Raw genomic sequence first — 16364 nt, forward strand, 5'->3', positions numbered from 1 at the left:
GAGAGAACGATGAGCCTCACAAATATCTCGAACTGGCAGTTACCTTCCCGAAGCTCTCTGTTTCCCCGGCTTGCGCTGGGTGCCGCGCTGGTGTCGATGACCCTCGCGGGCTGCAAGAGTTCGACTACTGCGAATCCGGCCGATAGCAGCACTGCGGTCAACCCAAACGACCCGAATGCTCCCGATCCGACTGCAGCGAACTCGGCTCCGGTCGACCAGTCGGGAACCCAAACAGCGGCGCAGGCGCCTGCGCAGGGACCTACGCAGGTGGCGGGCTATTCGCAGCAGGCTCAGCCAACTCAGCAGGCCTATTCAAGCCCTGCTCCGGTTGAGCGCCGGGCTCCATCCTCCAGCAGGCAGGCAGATCCGGGATATAACCAGGGATACTCCGATCAGAACTCCGGCCAGAACTACAACGACGACTACGACGCTGAGACCGGCTATAACGCGACTCTGGATGCATTGTCCGCACCTCAGCCGCCGCCGCCGCTACCAACCTACGAGCAGCCAGAGGCCCCCGATCCTAACTATCTTTGGACCCCGGGCTACTGGAGCTACGCTCCTCAGGGCTATTACTGGGTTCCGGGAGCCTGGGCGCAGCCGCCTTACACGGGCGCGCTATGGACCCCCGGCTACTGGGGTGGATATGGCAACGGCTACCGCTATCATCGCGGATTCTGGGCCGCGCATATCGGCTTCTATGGCGGAATCAACTATGGTTTCGGATATTTCGGTACCGGATACCAGGGCGGGTACTGGAACGGCGACAACTTCTACTACAACCGCGAGTGCAATCGCGTGAATGACCGGGCGATCCGCAACGTCTACCAGCGGAACGTGGTGATCAACAACACGGTCATCAACAACACGACAATCAACAATAGAACAGTCAATAACGTGAGCTACAACGGCGGACGAGGCGGGATTCAGGTGCGGCCGCGTCCTGCGGAGATTGCCGTATTGCGCGAGCAGCGTGTCGCTCCGATGCAGGCGCAGATCCAACACCAGCAGCAGGCTGCCGGAAACCGGCAGCAGTTCTTCGCGGAGAATAAGGGACGTCCAGCCATGGTAGCTGCTGTACAGCCGCTGCACGCTGACCGGGGCATAGTAGCTCCAGCGCACACGACAGCGCAGATCAACCGCGCGCTTCCGGTGCAGCAGCAGTTACGGCAGGAGCAACAATTTGCTCACCCTGTGGCAGCGCCCGCGAACAATGCAGCGCGCCCAGTTCCTGGCGCAGCACCGAACCAGGCAAACAACAAGGTTGTGCCGAACCAGCAGCAGAGACAGCCAACACCACAGCCAACACAGCAGAATCGTCCTGGAAGTTTTAACAACAATCAGCAGAATCATGCGGTCCAGCCGGTTCGGCCAAACCAGCCGCAGAATCAGGTCACTCAACCTGCAAACCGTTCCACCGCGCAGGCACCAGTTCGTCAGGTGGCACCGCAGCAGCCTGCACGACCGCAGGAGCAGCAGAGGGCGGTTCCTCAGCGGCCAGCGCCTGCGCAGCAGCCTGCACGGCCGCAGGTGCAACCTGCCAGACCGCAGCCGCAGCCTGCGAGACCACAGACGCAGCCTGCTAGACCACAGCCGCAGACGGTGCGGCCACAGCCACAACCGGCAGTCAGACCGCAGCCCCAGGTGCAGCAACCAAGGCCACAGCCGCAGGTACAACAGGCGCGTCCGCAGCCGCAAGCACAGCAGCAAAGGTCTCAGCCGCAGTCCCATCCTGAGGCGCAGCAGCCGCATCCTGCTGCACCTCAATCTCATCCCGAACCGCATAATGAACCACACGGCCACCGGTAGAGAGTTTCCTCCTGAAAACAGCTGGAACGGGGTAGATCATTTCCCCGTTCCAGCATTTTTTTTGGACTCGGCGGGCCGGGCTTCAGGGCACGAGCATCCAATTGATGAGCGATGTGAGGTGAACTGTGATGCTTTGGAGACCGGGAGTGATATTGCGGTTCGTTGTCCTGATGGCGATGGCGGAAGTTGTCGTGCAGCCCGGGGTAAGCCAAACTGCCGCACAGGCAAACGTCGCGCCAGACCAGGCTTCATCGTCCGTGTCGCCCGCCGCGCCTTCGGACGGAAACACACCTAAAGCCCGCCGCAGGGCAAACCGCAGGGCGCGGAGACGCTACGCTCCTACGGCAACGGCGTCGCCAACTCCAGACTTGCAGACGGTCGCACCAGATGCAGCACAGCGAAGCCGGGATGCCCAGATTCTTGCGCAGCAGAAGGCGCAGTCAGCGGAGATCGCACGCCAGAACGCAATCACGACGGGTAACGTTGTGAAGGAGCGCGAGGCGCAGCAGGCAGAGCCCAGGATTCAGGATGCGCCGGGGCCGGGATCGCAACCGCTGGCGGGTGATCCCGCGGTACAGCCCACGGCAACCAGCGAAACTCCGCGCATCCAAGATGCTCCCGGCCCCGCGCAGACGCTACCCCAGGCACCTCCTGCTCAGACTCCGGCTACGCAGCAGACAGCGCCTCAGAAGTAGACCAACGAAAAAGCGAAATGCGGCGCGTCTCTCCACTTGACTCGGTCGAGATGACGAAGCTTCGCGGCTGACTGCGGCCTAGCGATTGAACTGCTGGTGGCGCATAGCCTGCTTGATTTCGTTAATACGGTTCAACTGTGACTGGATGTAGAGGCCGCCGAAGAAGAAGGTAAGGACTGCGCTCATGCGGAAGCCGATAGGTTCGACCGTGTTGAAGTGTTCTTCGAGCGAGTTCTTCATGTTAAAGCGGGCCATCAGGCGTAGCGCCCACGCGATGATTCCGAGAAGGCTAAGGCCAAAATTGCTGTGGTATTCGGTGTGGTGCATCATCGCGATGTAAATGGGGATCGACAGGCCGGTATTCAGGAACAGCAGGCCGTATCCGCCGATGTAGTAGAGCATGGCCTGGCTGTTCGGTTGGACACGTTTCATCCAGGCCGAGAGGATAAAGTTCCAGACGATCTGGAAGATTCCGAATGTGATGATATCGAGGACGAATACCAGGCCCCAGTGAAGATTCGGCGGGTCAGGGTATTCCATAACTGGAGCATAGGTCGGCTGAGGCGCGTAGGCCGGTTGATATGCGGGATCGGCGGCGGGAACCGAGGGCTGGACGGAGGGAACGCCCGATGGGTTCAGGGTCTGCGCGACGGTCGCCCACTCGGGCATCTCGTCGCCCTTGGCCATGTCGGTGAGCAGAACGTGGCCGGACTCTACGTAGCGCTTCAGGTCGGCGAGGGTGTAGGGGCCGTAGGTCTGTCCGCCGCGGCTGATCTGGTAAACCATGAACGCTCCTTGAATATTCTGGAAGATCGGGTGGAGATCCTCTGCGCACGGAAGAGCGCGGGTAAGCGTTTTTCTCGTGGCAATCAAACCGATGAGAACACGGCTATCGCGATCCGCACAACTGCCATTGAAACAGCAAAGCGGCTACACTCTTATTCCTATGGATATCGCCTCGCTCAATGAGAACTTTGGAATCCCTGGTGTGCTTGTCTTTGAGGAGCACGGCGAGCTGACCCGCACTGTGATCACGACACCTTCCGCCTCGGCCAGCATCTATCTGCAAGGCGGCCATGTGGCGGAGTGGCAGCCAGCAGGGACGGCTCCGGTGCTGTTTACCAGCGGGAACTCCGCGTACAAGAAGGGCAAGGCAATCCGTGGCGGGATCCCGGTGATCTTTCCATGGTTTGGCGACCGGCACGACGGGCAGCCGGGACCGGCGCATGGTTTTGCGCGCACAGAGGAGTGGGAGTTCGGCTTCGCAGCGCTGGCTGGCGACGACCTGCATATGAGCCTGCTGCTGACACCGAACGAGACGTCGCGCAAGCTGGGATTTGACCACTTCCGCGTGGTATTCCACCTCGTAATCGGTCGCGAACTGCACTTGAAGCTTTCGGTCGTGAGCGACGCCGAGACGCCGCTGGTCTACGAAGAGGCCTTCCATACGTACTTTGCGGTGGGCGATGTGCGCGAGACCTCGGTGACCGGACTGCATAACGTGGAGTATCTGGACAAGCGCGACGGCGGCGCGCAGAAGACGCAGGTGGACGATCCGCTGGTGCTGACCCGCGATACCGACCGCGTGTATCTGGACACGCAGAGCACGTGCGTGATCGACGACAAGGGCAACAAGCGGAAGATCAAGGTAGCCAAGACGAACTCGTCGACGACGATCGTGTGGAACCCCTGGACCGAACTGACGGCGAAGATGGCCGATATGGAGCCGGGCGGCTGGGAAGGGATGATCTGCATCGAGAGCGCGAACGCCGCCGATGCGAGCATCACGCTGGCGCACGGAGAGATTCACCACATGGGCTGTGTGATCTCGGTTGATCTCGACTGATGCTGATATTGGCTTCTGCTTCTCCGCGCCGCAAGGACCTGCTGGAACAGATTGGGTTGACGTTCGAGGTTGAGACGGCGGACATCGACGAGACGCCGCATCTCGCGGAAGACCCGACGGCTTATGTGAAGCGGCTCGCAGAGCATAAGGCGGCGGCGGTCTTTGCGCGTCATGCGAATCGCTCGCGGCTGGTTGTACTGGGCGCGGATACGACCGTTGTCTGTGGCCAGATACTCGGAAAGCCGGTGGATGAGGCCGATGCTGCGCGGATGCTTCGTCTGCTGGCGGGGACGACGCATCAGGTGATCACGGGAGTGGCGATCGTTACGGCGAGCGCTCCACCGATGGTGGCTGCCGAGGTGACCGAGGTCGAGTTCAGCTCGATGACGGACGCGCAGATCGCGGCCTATGTGTCGACCGGTGAGCCGATGGGCAAGGCCGGGGCGTATGCGATTCAGGGGCGTGCCGCGAAGTTCATTCCGAGGATCTCGGGGGACTACTTCAACGTGGTGGGGCTGCCGCTGGCGCGGGTTGCGGCGATGCTGGCGGAGTTGCAGCGCTGAGGCAAGCTGGTGGTTGTGCGTCATGCAATACGGCGGTTATCCCAGCCGCTTACGTCCCACCCATCCTCGCAAAAGACGCGAGTATGGATGGGGCACCCGAGCTGCTGGGGAGGTCAGGATTTCTGGCGCACTACACTAGGTCGTGGCGATCATCGCTGCCAGTAAGGCGGTCCTCGGCGTTAGGTGTTCGATCACGATGGACTCGTGGGCGGCGTGTGCGCCATCGCCGACCGCGCCCATGCCGTCAAGCGTGGGGATGCCGAGGGCGGAGGTGAAGTTGCCGTCTGAGCCGCCGCCGGTCGAAGCCTCGTCGAGGGTGAAACCGAGTTCTGCTGCTAGCTGGCGGGCTTGTTTGAAGAGGGCGACGGTGCCGGACGTTCGCTCCATGGGAGGGCGGTTGATGCCGCCTTCGACGGTGAGGCGGCAGGCCTTGTCGGTGACCTTCAGGCTGCGGAAGAGTTTGCCTACGCGCGCGGCATCGCTGGCCTTTGCGATTCGGACGTCTACTTCGGCGAAGGCTTCGGCGGCGACGACGTTCGAGCGGGTTCCTCCGCCGATGACGCCGCAGTTCACGGTGCGCTTGCGCGTTGGGTCGGTGAAGCCGGAGACGGTCTCGACGAGGCGGGCGATCTCGCGGATGGCGGAGTGGCCGCGGTCGAAGTCGACGCCGCTGTGGGAGGCGACGCCGGTGACGTGGAGGCGGTACTCGCCGACACCCTTGCGGGCGGTCTTGTAGGCGAGGCCCTGGGCGGGTTCGAGGACGAAGACACCGGCGGACTCGCCTGCGAGGCTCTCGGTGATGGGGCGGGAGACGGTGCTGCCGACCTCTTCGTCGCTGTTGAGGAGTAGGGTGACCGGGCGGGTGAGGGCGTCGGATTCGCGCAGGGATCGGAGCGCGGTGAGGGCCATGATGACGCCGGCCTTCATGTCGAGCACGCCCGGGCCCCAGAATCTCCCGTCGGCTTCGCGCCAGGGCATGGACTTGAGAGTGCCCATGGGCCAGACGGTGTCGAGATGGCCGAGCAGAAGGAGGGGCTTCTGTTTCGAGCGTTGAGGGCCAAAGTGGAGTTCGAGGATGTGGCCGAAGTGCTTCTGTTTGTGTATTTTTGCCTTTGCGCCGAGGGCCTTGGCCAACTCCGCGACGAAGTCGTTAGCGCGGTTTACTGCTGCAGGATCGTCACTTGGGGACTCGATCTCAACGAGCGTGCGGAGGTTCTTTGTGAGCCAGATGTTGCTGGATGCGATTGTTGATGCGAGTGAACGAAGCTCCAGTTCAACCTTCTTCATGACCGCATCCTATAGCAGTCACGCACTTTAGTAATAGCGCGGAGTGCTTGGGAATGGCTCATTCTGACTGCAGAGTGTGGCTTTTCGGACACATGTAAACATGGAACAAAGATTCTAGAATTAGAAGGTTGTTGCTGAGGAATCTTAGCGCGTGGCGATCGAAGCTCACTTCGAGCACACAATTCGTTCCGAGATTGCCTTTGAAGGCATCGGACTTCACAGTGGAGCCCCGGTCTCGATGAAACTGATTCCGGCGCCCGCCGGTTCAGGCATTGTCTTCAGACGTACCGATCTGGACAACTTCGAGATTCCAGCTACTGGCCGCAACGTCGCGAAGGTAAGTTATGCGACCAGCCTGATGCGGCAGAGCGTACTGATCTCCACGACCGAACATCTTCTTTCCGCCCTTATCGGCTATGGCGTCGACAACGTGATTGTGCAAATCGACAATCTTGAGGTGCCGATCCTGGATGGGAGCGCGTTGCCCTACGTGCAGGCGTTCAAGACGGTGGGATTGAAACAGCAGCGACGCAAGCGTGAGTACATCCGCATACTGAAGGACGTTGAGGTGGAAGACGGCAGCAAGTTTATCGGGGTGTATCCGGGTTCTGGCTACTCCATTGAGTACCGTATCGACTTCCCTGATCCGATCGGCTTTGGAACTTTCTCTGGCGACCTTGAGGGCGGCGTTTATGCCGACCTGATCGCTCCGGCACGCACCTTCGGTTGGAAGGAAGACGAGCCGATGCTGCGCAACATGGGACTGATCCGTGGGGCTTCCGAGGCTTGCGCGATTATCCTTACGCGCAAGGGAATTGAGAACGGACCACTGCGATTTGTGGATGAGTTTGTCCGGCACAAGGTGCTGGACCTGATCGGCGACCTGGCGCTGGCGGGGAAGCGGATTCAGGGCCGCGTCGTCGCCGAGCGCGCTGGACACGCAATGCATACGGCGCTGGTAAAGAAGCTGATGGCAGATCGTTCAGCGTGGGAACTTGCCTACGGTTATGTTGAGCCTGCTCCCGAAAAGAGCCACGCGCAGGCTTCTCTTGTCTCCGCGATTGCTTAGCTCCTTGTGACCGGGTCGGAATCGTTGACAGAAACAGCGGCAGTCGCTCTTGGATCAAACCTGGACTCGCCCGTCGGTGACAGGGCCGCGAACCTCCGGATTGCAATCGAACACCTTGCCAGTGTCGGGAGAGTCGTAGCGGTTTCCAGCTTTTATGACACAGCGCCGGTCGGCTATCTGGATCAGCCTCGCTTTCTGAACGCCACTGTGCTGCTCGAGACAGAGCTTGCGCCGCATGATCTTCTTGAGGGTCTCCTGGCGATCGAGAAGACGATGGGGCGGGATCGGTCGTCGACGGTGGCGAAGGGGCCGAGGGTGATCGACCTGGACCTGCTGCTCTTTGGCACGAAAGTGATGCAGACGGCCACGCTCACCCTTCCGCATCCTGCGATGTGGGAGCGGCGATTCGTTCTGGAGCCACTCGCGGAGATTGCTGCGGACATGGTCGACCCCGTCTCAGGGAGAACGGTCGACGAGTCGCTTCGCGGCCTTAAAGACAGCGAGTAATCTCCAGTACGGCTGCGGCCATGGGGTATAGTCATTGCCATTCAGGATGGTGGCATGTCCGTGACATTGAGATCCCTGCGTCTTCCGATGAGCCTCGCTCTACTTGCAGGCACGGTGCTGCTGATTTCATCGTGCAGCAAGGCACCACGCGATTACCCGGTCGGGACTCCGCAGCCGCATGACAGCTCAAACGGCGATTCTCGTGGGGGAATTCCTGATGAGCCTGTGAGGCATGACCATCGTGATCGCACGCCCAGCCGCTCTCCTGCGTCTGTCGACACGCAGCCTACCGAAGATGAACTGATCGAGCAGAGCCTGCAGAACCTGAAGCAGGGCAAGCTTGCCTATGCGACGCCGGCCAGGATGAAGACGGGCGAGTCGCAGACGGTCACCGCCCGTATCGGTTCGGAGCAGATGGACAGCGGAGCACTGACCCAGGGGCTTGGCCAGAATGGTGAGACGGTTACTACTGCCAGCACGCCCGTCTCGGTCAAGATGAAGATGACGTTGAAGAGTGCCGACTTCGATATAACGCCACTCAGCTCCGAAGAGCAGGTGGTGGGTGGAACGACGCCGACAGAGTGGCAGTGGACGGTATCGCCGAAGCACTCAGGCAAACTGCGCCTGCATCTCGACGCCGTGGTTGAGTTGAAGAATATATCGCGCGATTTCACTACGGTAGATCGCGAGATTGCGGTCTCGGTCGATCCTGTTGGGGCTATTACGGGCTTTGTCCAGCACAACTGGCAGTGGATCTTGTCGACGCTTGCGGCCGGGATTGGGCTGGCGTGGAAGTTCTTCGGCTCGAAGAAGAAGGAGTCGGACGGGACGGCAACGCCGTGATCACTACGTGAGTCGCTTCAGGTCCCTCTTCGCCGCATCCAGTGACCCGTCCATCTGCACCGCTGTCTGCAACTCGCGGATGGCATCGGCCTTCCGGCCCTGCTTCTCGAGGACGAGGCCTAGGCGCCAGTGGGCGCCGGCGTGCGAGGGTGCCTGTCCTTCCGGCGGCTGGGTTAGATAGTCACGGAGCCATGTCTCTGCGAGGGAGAGTTGGGCGGTGGCGTTGCTGGTGAGTATCGCGACTGCGGCGCGATACTGGGGCGTCCGGTCATCTGACACCTTTGCCCGGGCCTGTTTCAGCGTTGCGTCGAGCTCAGCCCAGCGTCCTATCTTCGCGTAGAGGGTGGCAAGGGTGCTCCAGGCGTTGACGCGGGTTGGGTCTATCGCAACGGCTCGATTAGCCTCTGTCTCCGCGTCGCCGAAGCGAGCGGGGTCTTCGAGACAGGCAGCCGCTAGGGCCGCGCGAGCTTCGTAGTCGTCAGGCCTTGCTGCGACAGCCGTGCGCCAGACTGTGATCACGGCAGCGTTGCGGCGGGGCAGGTTTGTGTCGTCGTTCAGGAAGTCCGCGCGGGCTGTGGCGGCGCGGAAGGGCGAGATGGGGAAGAGCCTGTCGGCCGTTTGCCGGGCCTTGTTCTTGTCGCCGCCTACCATCCCCGGGGCGTTCCAGTAAAACTGAGCGAGGTCCTGGAGCGCGTCGACGTCATTGGGGTCGAACTCGAGCGTCTTGTCGACCTCTTTGCGGAAGCGGTGGACCAGGGCGATCTTCTCGAAGGTGCCGGCGTTGCTGGAAGCGAGCTTCGCTCCGAGAGCGTCTCCCAGGTGCGCATGGGCTTCGGCGCTGCGCGGGTCAGCGGCGACGGCCTTTTCGCCGTTGGCGATGGCGGAGTCCAGGCGATTGAAGGCCCAGTCCACGATGGAGAGATCGCTGAGGTAGTGTGCGTCGTTTGGTGTGCGGGCCAGCGCCGCGCGGATGGCGACTTCGGCGCGGCGATAGTGGCCGTCGGCGAGCAGTTTATCGGCGGGGGCTATGCCAATAGTCTGTGCGGGAGCTGCGGCTCCGATTCCGATCGACAGAAGCAGCAGGAGTCTGCTTTCGAGGACGCGCATTCTGGTAGGACTCCTGACAGGTGCAGGGCGTTGTTGCTTCCGAAAAGAATGCTAGCCTATCCGCGTTACTGGGGAAGTACAACTACGATGCGTCCTTGCAGATTGCGATCGATGCCGCGCCCAATCGGACCGGGAGAGTTGTTGACCACGCGCAGGTGACGCCATTCTGGCCAGTCGCGCTCTGCTAGACTTTGCGTCATGCGAAATCTGTCCCTCTCCGTGTTGTTGCGTCCTGTTTTGCGCTTCGGAACGTCGGCATTGTTGGTCTCTCTGGCGTTGCCCTTCGCGGCAGCCGCACAGACCGCGAAGCACAACATGACGCCAGACGATCTGGCAAAGTTTGTCCGGGTCGGATCGCCCGTTCTCTCGCCCGACGGCAAGCTGATCGCCTATACCGTCTCGCGAATCAACACGGAGGAAGACAAGCGTACGAACGAACTCTGGATGATCGGATTCGATGGCCAGAACGACGTGCAGCTTACCTACGGCAAGGAGTCCGCCGGCAACCCGCAGTGGAGTCCGGATGGCCGGTATCTCTCCTTCACCAGCTCGCGCGAGGGTAAGGCGAAGGGATCGCAGGTGTGGCTGCTTGACCGGCGCGGCGGCGAGGCGCGGCAGTTGACGGAGGTGAAGGAGAACCTCGGCGGATATAGCTGGTCGCCGGACTCGAAGACGCTGTTGCTGGGTCTCCAGGTGAAGGACGAGCCCGAGCCGGAGAAGGGTGGCAAGCCGGTTCCGCCGAAGCCGATTGTGCTGGACCGCTTTCACTTCAAGCAAGATGTTGAAGGCTATCTGACGGAGAAAAAGGACCACCTCTATCTCTTCGATGTGGAGTCGAAGAAGCTCTCGAAGCTGATTGGGACGCAGCCGGATAAAGATCATCCGCTAGATGAGAAGTACGAAGAGTCGCAGGCTGTCTGGTCGCCCGATGGATCGAAGATCGCCTTTGTCAGCAACCAGAGCGTTCCCGATCCTGACCGCACTGTGAACAGCGATGTCTTCGTGGTCGATGCGAAGGCTGGATCGAATGCTCGCAAACTAACGACGTTTATCGGCGCGGATGAGGGGCCGCTATCGTGGTCGCCCGATGGCGCGATGATCGCGTACCGGAAGGGCACGTCAGAGAAGTATTCGATCTACGAGATGCCGCAATTGGCGACTGTCGAAGTAGCAACGGGCAACGCAGAGTTGGTGGCGAAGTCGCTGGATAACTGGACCAGCGGGCCGGTCTTCTCGGTGGATGGCAAGTCGATTCTCACAACGATTCAGGATGACCGTCTCGACTATCCCGCAGAGGTCTCGCTAAGCGGTGCCGTGAAGCGGCTGGTCCGTGAGTCGGGATCTGCCAGTGGGCTTACGCAGAAGGCAGGCCACGTCGCTCTGCTGTGGACGACCGACTCCACCGATCCCGAGATCTATTCGCTTGAAGGTGGCACGCTGCACAAGCTGACCTCGCATAACGATGAGGTAGTCGCATCGCTCAACCTTGCGACGACGGAGGAGCTTTCGGCGAAGACTTCGGATGGCAATGATGTGCATAGCCTGCTGACGATGCCCGTCGGCTACAAGGCTGGCACGAAGGTGCCGATGCTGCTGTTCATCCACGGTGGCCCGACGGGACAAGATGCGCATGAGTTCGACCCGTACCGGCAGATCTTTGCCGGGCATGGATACGCTGTGTTGAACGTGAACTACCGTGGCAGCACCGGACGCGGCCACGCGTATAGCTATGCCATCAACGCTGATTGGGGGCATAAGGAGGTCATCGACCTGATGGCTTCGGTGGACGCGGCGATTGCGACGGGAAGGATCGATGCGGACAAGCTGGTCGTCGGCGGATGGAGCTACGGAGGCATCCTGACGGACTACTCCATCGCCAGCACCACCCGCTTCAAGGCAGCATCGAGCGGCGCGGGCATGGGTAATCTGATCGTGCTCTACGGCATCGACGAATACATCCAGCAGTACGAGAACGAGATTGGGCCGCCGTGGAAGAACACCGAGCTTTATCTGAAGCTCTCCTATCCCTTCTTTCATGCCGATCGCATCAAGACGCCGACACTGTTCATGGGCGGCGACAAAGACTTCAACGTGCCGCTCGAGGGCGGGGAGCAGATGTACCAGGCTCTCAAGAGTGTTGGCACGCCTGCAGAGCTGATTGTCTATCCGGGCGAGTTCCATGGCTTCCAGAGGCCAAGTTTTGTGAAGGACCGCTTCGTGCGCTGGATGGGCTGGTACGACAAGTATCTTGGGATCGCGCCTGCTCCGGCTACACCGGTCGTGCCTTCAAAATAGCAACGCACCACGTAACAATGCCGGAGCGCCGCAATCCATCGCGGCGCTCCGGCTTTGTTGTTGCGAAAAATTAGTGAGCGGCTGAGGCGATGATCGCAGACGCGATGATGCCTGTTGCAACGGCAGCCAGGACGTAATTACCGTCTACTTCGCGCCATTCGTAACCGCGGGGCGGCTGGCGCAGATGGTAGGTGCGGTAGTCGATGCGCTCACCGCGATTCCAGTCATCGTGGTTCATGTGATAACCATGCTTCCACTCTTCATGATGGACGTAGGGATGGTTCTGATGGTGATCGTCGTGATGTTCGTCATGATGATCCTGGGCGAAAAGCGAGCCCCCGATAAGACCGGTGGCAACTACAGATACTGCGAGAAGCTTGCGGATAGTGTGCATGGGGCCCTCTTGCTGAGTGTGATGCCACAGTCCTAGAGGGTGTTGTTCGCCAGACGGCCGGCACGTCGCAAAGTGTAGACGTCGGGCTCGAGAGCGAATAGGATGCTGGTCTCTCCCGGAAATAAAGGCGGCTGGGCACGAAACGTTCCCGGCGCGGCCTGCACTAGATCGCACGGCCAGTTTGTGGCGTGGCAGCGCCAGCAGAATCAGAGCGGCGAACTGTTCCGCCATGGATTTCTTTCCTCTCTTCCAGACTCCGTCGGGCCCCTCATCGCTGCGTCTCAAGCCGTGTGCCCCAGGTGCCCCCGGTGCGAGGCTCTTTCCCCAGCAGACCTGTCTTCCCAAACCTGACCAAGGAAGGTACTGACATGAGCCAGCCAAAGACCGCACGCCCGCACGGCGGAGTGCGTGGAGCCAACCTTTCCCGATCCTCCGTGAACTTTGACGGTCCGTTCGGGCGCATCTTCCGTGCCCTGCCCGCAGGAGAGTACGGGATCAACGACGCTGCAACGGAGGCCAATCTCAGCCTGCTGGCCAATAAGATGTCGGCCGATCCCGACGACATCAAGGACGGCCCGGATCCCGAGGAAGGTGGAATTCCGGCCGCCTTTACCTACTTCGGACAGTTTATCGACCATGACCTGACCTTTGACCCCGCGAGCAGTTTGCAGAAGCAGAATGATCCGGATGCGCTGGTGGATTACCGTACGCCGCGGTTTGACCTGGACAACCTATATGGCCGCGGACCGGATGACCAGCCTTACCTGTATGAGGGAAGCACGAAGAAGTTCATCCTGGGTAAGCCATTAGCCGGGGCACCGGAGGTGAACTCTGGCGCGCGCGACCTGCAGCGCAACCAGCCGCAACTGCCGGGAAGCGCTGCCCGGGCACTGATCGGTGATCCGCGTAACGACGAGAACGCGATTGTCTCGCAGCTACAGGGAATATGGCACCGCTTTCACAACGCGGTCGTGGACGCAAACCCGGGGTTGACGTTTGAGCAGGTGCAGCAGGAGGTGCGATTCCATTACCAGTGGATTCTAGTGCATGACTTCCTGCCGAAGATTGTGGCGGAGAAGGTGCTGGAGGCGATCCTTCCGGGATCGGAACAGAAGAAGCCGGATGTGCAGGCGATCCACTTGAAATACTTTCATCCGAAGAACGAGGGGTTCATGCCGCTGGAGTTTTCGGCTGCAGCTTATCGGTTCGGGCACTCTATGGTGCGGCCGAGCTATCGGCTAAACAACGCGGTGGGATTGATCCCGATCTTTGCGCGCGATCCCGCCCCAAATCTGCGTGGTTTTCGCACGATGACCGAGGGATGGGCTATCGACTGGCGGAGGTTTATCGACATTACGCCCCTGCCTTACGGCATCTTCCCCAGTGATCCGAACGACCTGTCTGATGCGAAGAACCAACTGCGGCTGCAATTGGCCTACAAAATCGACACGTCGCTGGTAAATCCGCTGAAGTTCCTGCCCACCTCGGTCTCGGACGCCCTTCCACCCGATCCGCCAACCCCGGCCAATCCCAATCCGCCAAACCCACTTGCAGAGCTGAACCTGAAGCGCGGCTGGCGGATGCGTCTGCCGACTGGGCAGGCGGTGGCCAAAGCGATGGGTCTAATTCCGCTAAAGGACTCGGAGATCAAGCTTGGCAAGTTCACCACTGATCCGGCCGACATTGCCGCGCAGATCCCCATCGACCAGGTAGTACAGGGCGATGCCTTCAAGGAGAACTGCCCGCTATGGACGTACATCCTGGCGGAAACGGTTGAATCGCATGTTACGGTACATGCGTTGGATCAGGAAGGTAACCTGGAAAAGAGAAGAATCCCAACTCGCAAGCTGGGACCAGTGGGAGGCACGATCGTCGCCGAGACCTTCCTTGGGCTTCTGGTATCGGACAGCAGTTCTTACATCAGCTCCGATCCTCTTTGGAAGCCTTCGTTGGCGATCAACGGAGTCTTTGGGCTGCGGGAGATGTTCCTGCATGCGCTGGGGACAAATGGGGCGCCTTTGCAGGCACAGCTGGTGGAAACAGGCGAGCTTGCCACGGCGTAGACAAGGGGTGGTGGCGCTCGCCGGATCATGGCGAGCGCAGCTCCGTTTCCTTTAGCGCAGGCTTTCGCCGAGCACGTCCGCGCCTTCGCGGTGCGTCGTTGCGATCACGCGCCGTGTCGCTGCAGATTGCGGCATGTACTTCTTGTAGACGCTGATATGGAAGCAGGACTGCTGGAACTCCTCTTCCACGTCGAGCTTGCCCTGCTGCACCAGCGGCAGAAGATAGCCGCGCAGCCAGGCGATCTCCGCCATGGTGAGGCCTTTCTTGCCGATGTCGATGGCCTGACCGGTGAGATGGGGCGATGCAGTATCACCTTCCGCTGGCGCGGCGTTGCCATTGGTGTGGATGAGGCGTTGCTGGAAGGCGACAGTCCGAACCGCAGAAGTAAGCTGGAGCGGCGTCTGGAATCGCGCGTAATGTTGTCGGGCCAGTGTATCGAGGAAGACCGCAGTCCAGGGACGACAGTAGCGGCGGTTTGCGGGGAGGCGGTCATCCACGTGCAAGGTTGCGTTCTCCGGGATGGGGGAGAGCATCCGGGCGTTCCGCATCCTGGTCAGGTCTTCATCGTCGCGAATGCGGTCGAGGCCGTCGCTATCGGCCATGAGGTTCTGATGGACGAGGATATCGTGCGATCCCTTGAGTGCTGGAGGCACGACTAACCGGCCACGCTTGTCGTAGAGCGAAGGCAGGATCATCGGCTGCGCGGCGAGGTCTTCCGTGGGAATCATGCTGGCCATCGTAGGAATGCCGGCGGGCGGGGGTGTGACCGCGTCGAGAGTGCCCATCACTTCGGAGGATGAGGCGGGGCCGGTCGCCTCGGACATGGTGGCCTTGGTCTTCGGCTCCGGTGCGGGTTCGGAGCTCTTGTGCTGTTCGCGCACCCAGGCATGGACTCGCTTGCTGGCTGCGGTCTCCTGCTTGGTTGGAGCGGAGGTTCGTTCAAGCTTTCTTCCACGGCGGGTGGTTGCCGCATGACGTGCGGCCTCTACGTGACGCTTCGCTGGAGCGGTCTCGCGGGCGGGCTTGCGCTGTTTTGTAGGCTTTGATTTTGCAGCTCGGGACTTTACGGCCTGGGATCGAGATCGATGCGAGGGCGAAAGCCTCGTATTTCGCGGCTCAGAGACGCGCATCGGCTGGCGCGTCATAGCGAGCAGAGAACCAGGCGCAGCAAAGAGTCCGATGAGAGACACAACACCGGTAAGCGCCAGCAGGACGGGGAAGGGGGCGTTCGCGCGCATTCAAGTTGTGGAGGCGCGGAGACGCCAGAGCAATTCCAACTCTAGCTCTATTGGAAGCTGTTCGTAAGTGACGATTCCGGTACGCCGCGTCTTTCCCCACTGTCGCCCGTATACTAAAAGAAAATCTCACAAGGCAGGGCAAGCATGCGGCGGATTCTCTTGGGTCTCGGTGTGGCAGGACTGGCGATGGCGGCTTTCACGGGTAATCCGGCGCGGGTGAGCGCTGCGGCTGCTCCACAGGCAGCGGCTGACGCGGCCACGCTGAAGATGTATAACGACAAGGTTGTCCCCATCTTCCAGGCCAACTGCTATCGCTGCCACGGCGGCGTGAACCATCGCGGTGGCCTGACGTTCGACACCAAGGCCGGCATGGAAAAGGGTGGCCACGGCGGCAAGGTGATCGTCCCCGGACATCCGGAGGATAGCGTGCTGGTGAAGCTGATTCGTCATGAAGGGCCAAAAGATGACCCCAAGGACATGCCGCCGAACAAGCCGAAGATCTCTGACGCCGACATTGCTACGGTCGAGCAGTGGGTGAAGGCTGGAGCGATCATGCCTGAGGATGCGCCCAAGCCGTAAGCACTTCGTACCGTACTCGATTGTCGTGGGCCTGCATTTTTGTATATACATAAATGTATAGGCGGCTT

General features: G+C 60.7%; 16 protein-coding genes. 10 read left to right on the forward strand and 6 right to left on the reverse strand.

The genetic code is table 11. The features are described 5' to 3' along the window. Window positions 1-9 precede the first annotated feature (9 nt). Window positions 10-1809, forward strand: a complete 1800-nt coding sequence (locus HDF16_RS14955) for a YXWGXW repeat-containing protein (protein ID WP_184217991.1) — start codon at window positions 10-12, stop codon at window positions 1807-1809. 146 nt (window positions 1810-1955) lie between these two features. Next, window positions 1956-2504 (forward strand): hypothetical protein, encoded by a 549-nt coding sequence (locus HDF16_RS14960; protein ID WP_184217993.1) that lies wholly within the window; start codon window positions 1956-1958, stop codon window positions 2502-2504. Between the two features lie 78 nt (window positions 2505-2582). Here HDF16_RS14960 and HDF16_RS14965 read toward each other — a convergent pair whose 3' ends face one another. Beyond that, on the reverse strand, window positions 2583-3290 hold the full coding sequence (locus tag HDF16_RS14965) for a DUF4339 domain-containing protein (protein WP_184217994.1): 708 nt from the start codon (window positions 3288-3290) through the stop codon (window positions 2583-2585). A 91-nt stretch (window positions 3291-3381) separates the two neighbouring features. On the opposite strand from HDF16_RS14965, the gene HDF16_RS14970 reads away from it, so the two are divergent. Then, window positions 3382-4350, forward strand: coding sequence for a D-hexose-6-phosphate mutarotase (locus HDF16_RS14970; protein ID WP_246409124.1), 969 nt, complete (start codon window positions 3382-3384; stop codon window positions 4348-4350). Continuing rightward, window positions 4350-4913 (forward strand): Maf family protein, encoded by a 564-nt coding sequence (locus tag HDF16_RS14975; protein WP_184217996.1) that lies wholly within the window; start codon window positions 4350-4352, stop codon window positions 4911-4913. The genes HDF16_RS14970 and HDF16_RS14975 overlap by 1 nt, the downstream gene beginning before the upstream one ends. A gap of 135 nt (window positions 4914-5048) precedes the next feature. Here the strand turns inward: HDF16_RS14975 and HDF16_RS14980 are convergent, their stop codons facing one another. Then, on the reverse strand, window positions 5049-6200 hold the full coding sequence (locus HDF16_RS14980) for a M20 family metallopeptidase (RefSeq protein ID WP_184217997.1): 1152 nt from the start codon (window positions 6198-6200) through the stop codon (window positions 5049-5051). Between the two features lie 151 nt (window positions 6201-6351). Here HDF16_RS14980 and lpxC point away from each other — a divergent pair, with 151 nt between their 5' ends. Genes lpxC through HDF16_RS14995 form a run of 3 tightly spaced genes read left to right on the forward strand, consistent with a single transcriptional unit; the run spans window position 6352 to window position 8619 of the window. Continuing rightward, complete coding sequence (gene lpxC / locus HDF16_RS14985; RefSeq protein WP_184217998.1) at window positions 6352-7269, forward strand: UDP-3-O-acyl-N-acetylglucosamine deacetylase; 918 nt, start codon at window positions 6352-6354, stop codon at window positions 7267-7269. Window positions 7270-7293: 24 nt separating this feature from the next. Beyond that, window positions 7294-7776 (forward strand): 2-amino-4-hydroxy-6-hydroxymethyldihydropteridine diphosphokinase, encoded by a 483-nt coding sequence (folK, locus tag HDF16_RS14990; protein ID WP_184218000.1) that lies wholly within the window; start codon window positions 7294-7296, stop codon window positions 7774-7776. A 54-nt stretch (window positions 7777-7830) separates the two neighbouring features. Beyond that, entirely contained in the window at window positions 7831-8619 is a 789-nt protein-coding gene (locus HDF16_RS14995; protein ID WP_184218002.1) for a hypothetical protein, read from the forward strand. A 3-nt stretch (window positions 8620-8622) separates the two neighbouring features. Here the strand turns inward: HDF16_RS14995 and HDF16_RS15000 are convergent, their stop codons facing one another. Both HDF16_RS15000 and HDF16_RS31280 read right to left on the reverse strand, forming a co-directional pair. Then, window positions 8623-9726 (reverse strand): tetratricopeptide repeat protein, encoded by a 1104-nt coding sequence (locus HDF16_RS15000; protein ID WP_184218004.1) that lies wholly within the window; start codon window positions 9724-9726, stop codon window positions 8623-8625. Between the two features lie 65 nt (window positions 9727-9791). Further along, entirely contained in the window at window positions 9792-9926 is a 135-nt protein-coding gene (locus HDF16_RS31280) for a hypothetical protein (RefSeq protein ID WP_281383472.1), read from the reverse strand. On the opposite strand from HDF16_RS31280, the gene HDF16_RS15005 reads away from it, so the two are divergent. Next, on the forward strand, window positions 9925-12021 hold the full coding sequence (locus tag HDF16_RS15005) for a S9 family peptidase (RefSeq protein WP_246409126.1): 2097 nt from the start codon (window positions 9925-9927) through the stop codon (window positions 12019-12021). The genes HDF16_RS31280 and HDF16_RS15005 overlap by 2 nt on opposite strands. A gap of 70 nt (window positions 12022-12091) precedes the next feature. Here the strand turns inward: HDF16_RS15005 and HDF16_RS15010 are convergent, their stop codons facing one another. Next, window positions 12092-12415 carry an RcnB family protein gene (locus tag HDF16_RS15010; protein WP_184218006.1) on the reverse strand — a complete coding sequence of 108 codons (324 nt, stop codon included), beginning with the start codon at window positions 12413-12415 and terminating at the stop codon, window positions 12092-12094. A gap of 368 nt (window positions 12416-12783) precedes the next feature. On the opposite strand from HDF16_RS15010, the gene HDF16_RS15015 reads away from it, so the two are divergent. Continuing rightward, window positions 12784-14478 (forward strand): peroxidase family protein, encoded by a 1695-nt coding sequence (locus HDF16_RS15015; protein ID WP_184218008.1) that lies wholly within the window; start codon window positions 12784-12786, stop codon window positions 14476-14478. 51 nt (window positions 14479-14529) lie between these two features. On the opposite strand, the gene HDF16_RS15020 is transcribed toward HDF16_RS15015, so the two are convergent. After that, a complete protein-coding gene (locus HDF16_RS15020; protein WP_184218010.1) occupies window positions 14530-15717 on the reverse strand; it encodes a DUF5715 family protein in 1188 nt (395 codons plus the stop codon). Between the two features lie 144 nt (window positions 15718-15861). Here HDF16_RS15020 and HDF16_RS15025 point away from each other — a divergent pair, with 144 nt between their 5' ends. After that, window positions 15862-16296, forward strand: a complete 435-nt coding sequence (locus HDF16_RS15025; protein ID WP_184218012.1) for a c-type cytochrome domain-containing protein — start codon at window positions 15862-15864, stop codon at window positions 16294-16296. Window positions 16297-16364: the final 68 nt, after the last annotated feature.

It is taken from the genome of Granulicella aggregans (genome assembly GCF_014203275.1).
Lineage (GTDB): Bacteria > Acidobacteriota > Terriglobia > Terriglobales > Acidobacteriaceae > Edaphobacter.

Bases quoted from the DNA above. Each gene is read 5' to 3' on its own strand.
- HDF16_RS14955 (WP_184217991.1), top strand. From the start codon at position 10: ATGAGCCTCACAAATATCTCGAACTGGCAGTTACCTTCCCGAAGCTCT.
- HDF16_RS14965 (WP_184217994.1), bottom strand. From the start codon at position 3,290: ATGGTTTACCAGATCAGCCGCGGCGGACAGACCTACGGCCCCTACACC.
- HDF16_RS14970 (WP_246409124.1), top strand. From the start codon at position 3,382: ATGAGAACACGGCTATCGCGATCCGCACAACTGCCATTGAAACAGCAA.
- HDF16_RS14975 (WP_184217996.1), top strand. From the start codon at position 4,350: ATGCTGATATTGGCTTCTGCTTCTCCGCGCCGCAAGGACCTGCTGGAA.
- HDF16_RS14980 (WP_184217997.1), bottom strand. From the start codon at position 6,200: ATGAAGAAGGTTGAACTGGAGCTTCGTTCACTCGCATCAACAATCGCA.
- HDF16_RS14995 (WP_184218002.1), top strand. From the start codon at position 7,831: ATGTCCGTGACATTGAGATCCCTGCGTCTTCCGATGAGCCTCGCTCTA.
- HDF16_RS15000 (WP_184218004.1), bottom strand. From the start codon at position 9,726: ATGCGCGTCCTCGAAAGCAGACTCCTGCTGCTTCTGTCGATCGGAATC.
- HDF16_RS15005 (WP_246409126.1), top strand. From the start codon at position 9,925: ATGCGAAATCTGTCCCTCTCCGTGTTGTTGCGTCCTGTTTTGCGCTTC.
- HDF16_RS31280 (WP_281383472.1), bottom strand. From the start codon at position 9,926: ATGACGCAAAGTCTAGCAGAGCGCGACTGGCCAGAATGGCGTCACCTG.
- HDF16_RS15010 (WP_184218006.1), bottom strand. From the start codon at position 12,415: ATGCACACTATCCGCAAGCTTCTCGCAGTATCTGTAGTTGCCACCGGT.
- HDF16_RS15015 (WP_184218008.1), top strand. From the start codon at position 12,784: ATGAGCCAGCCAAAGACCGCACGCCCGCACGGCGGAGTGCGTGGAGCC.
- HDF16_RS15020 (WP_184218010.1), bottom strand. From the start codon at position 15,717: ATGCGCGCGAACGCCCCCTTCCCCGTCCTGCTGGCGCTTACCGGTGTT.
- HDF16_RS15025 (WP_184218012.1), top strand. From the start codon at position 15,862: ATGCGGCGGATTCTCTTGGGTCTCGGTGTGGCAGGACTGGCGATGGCG.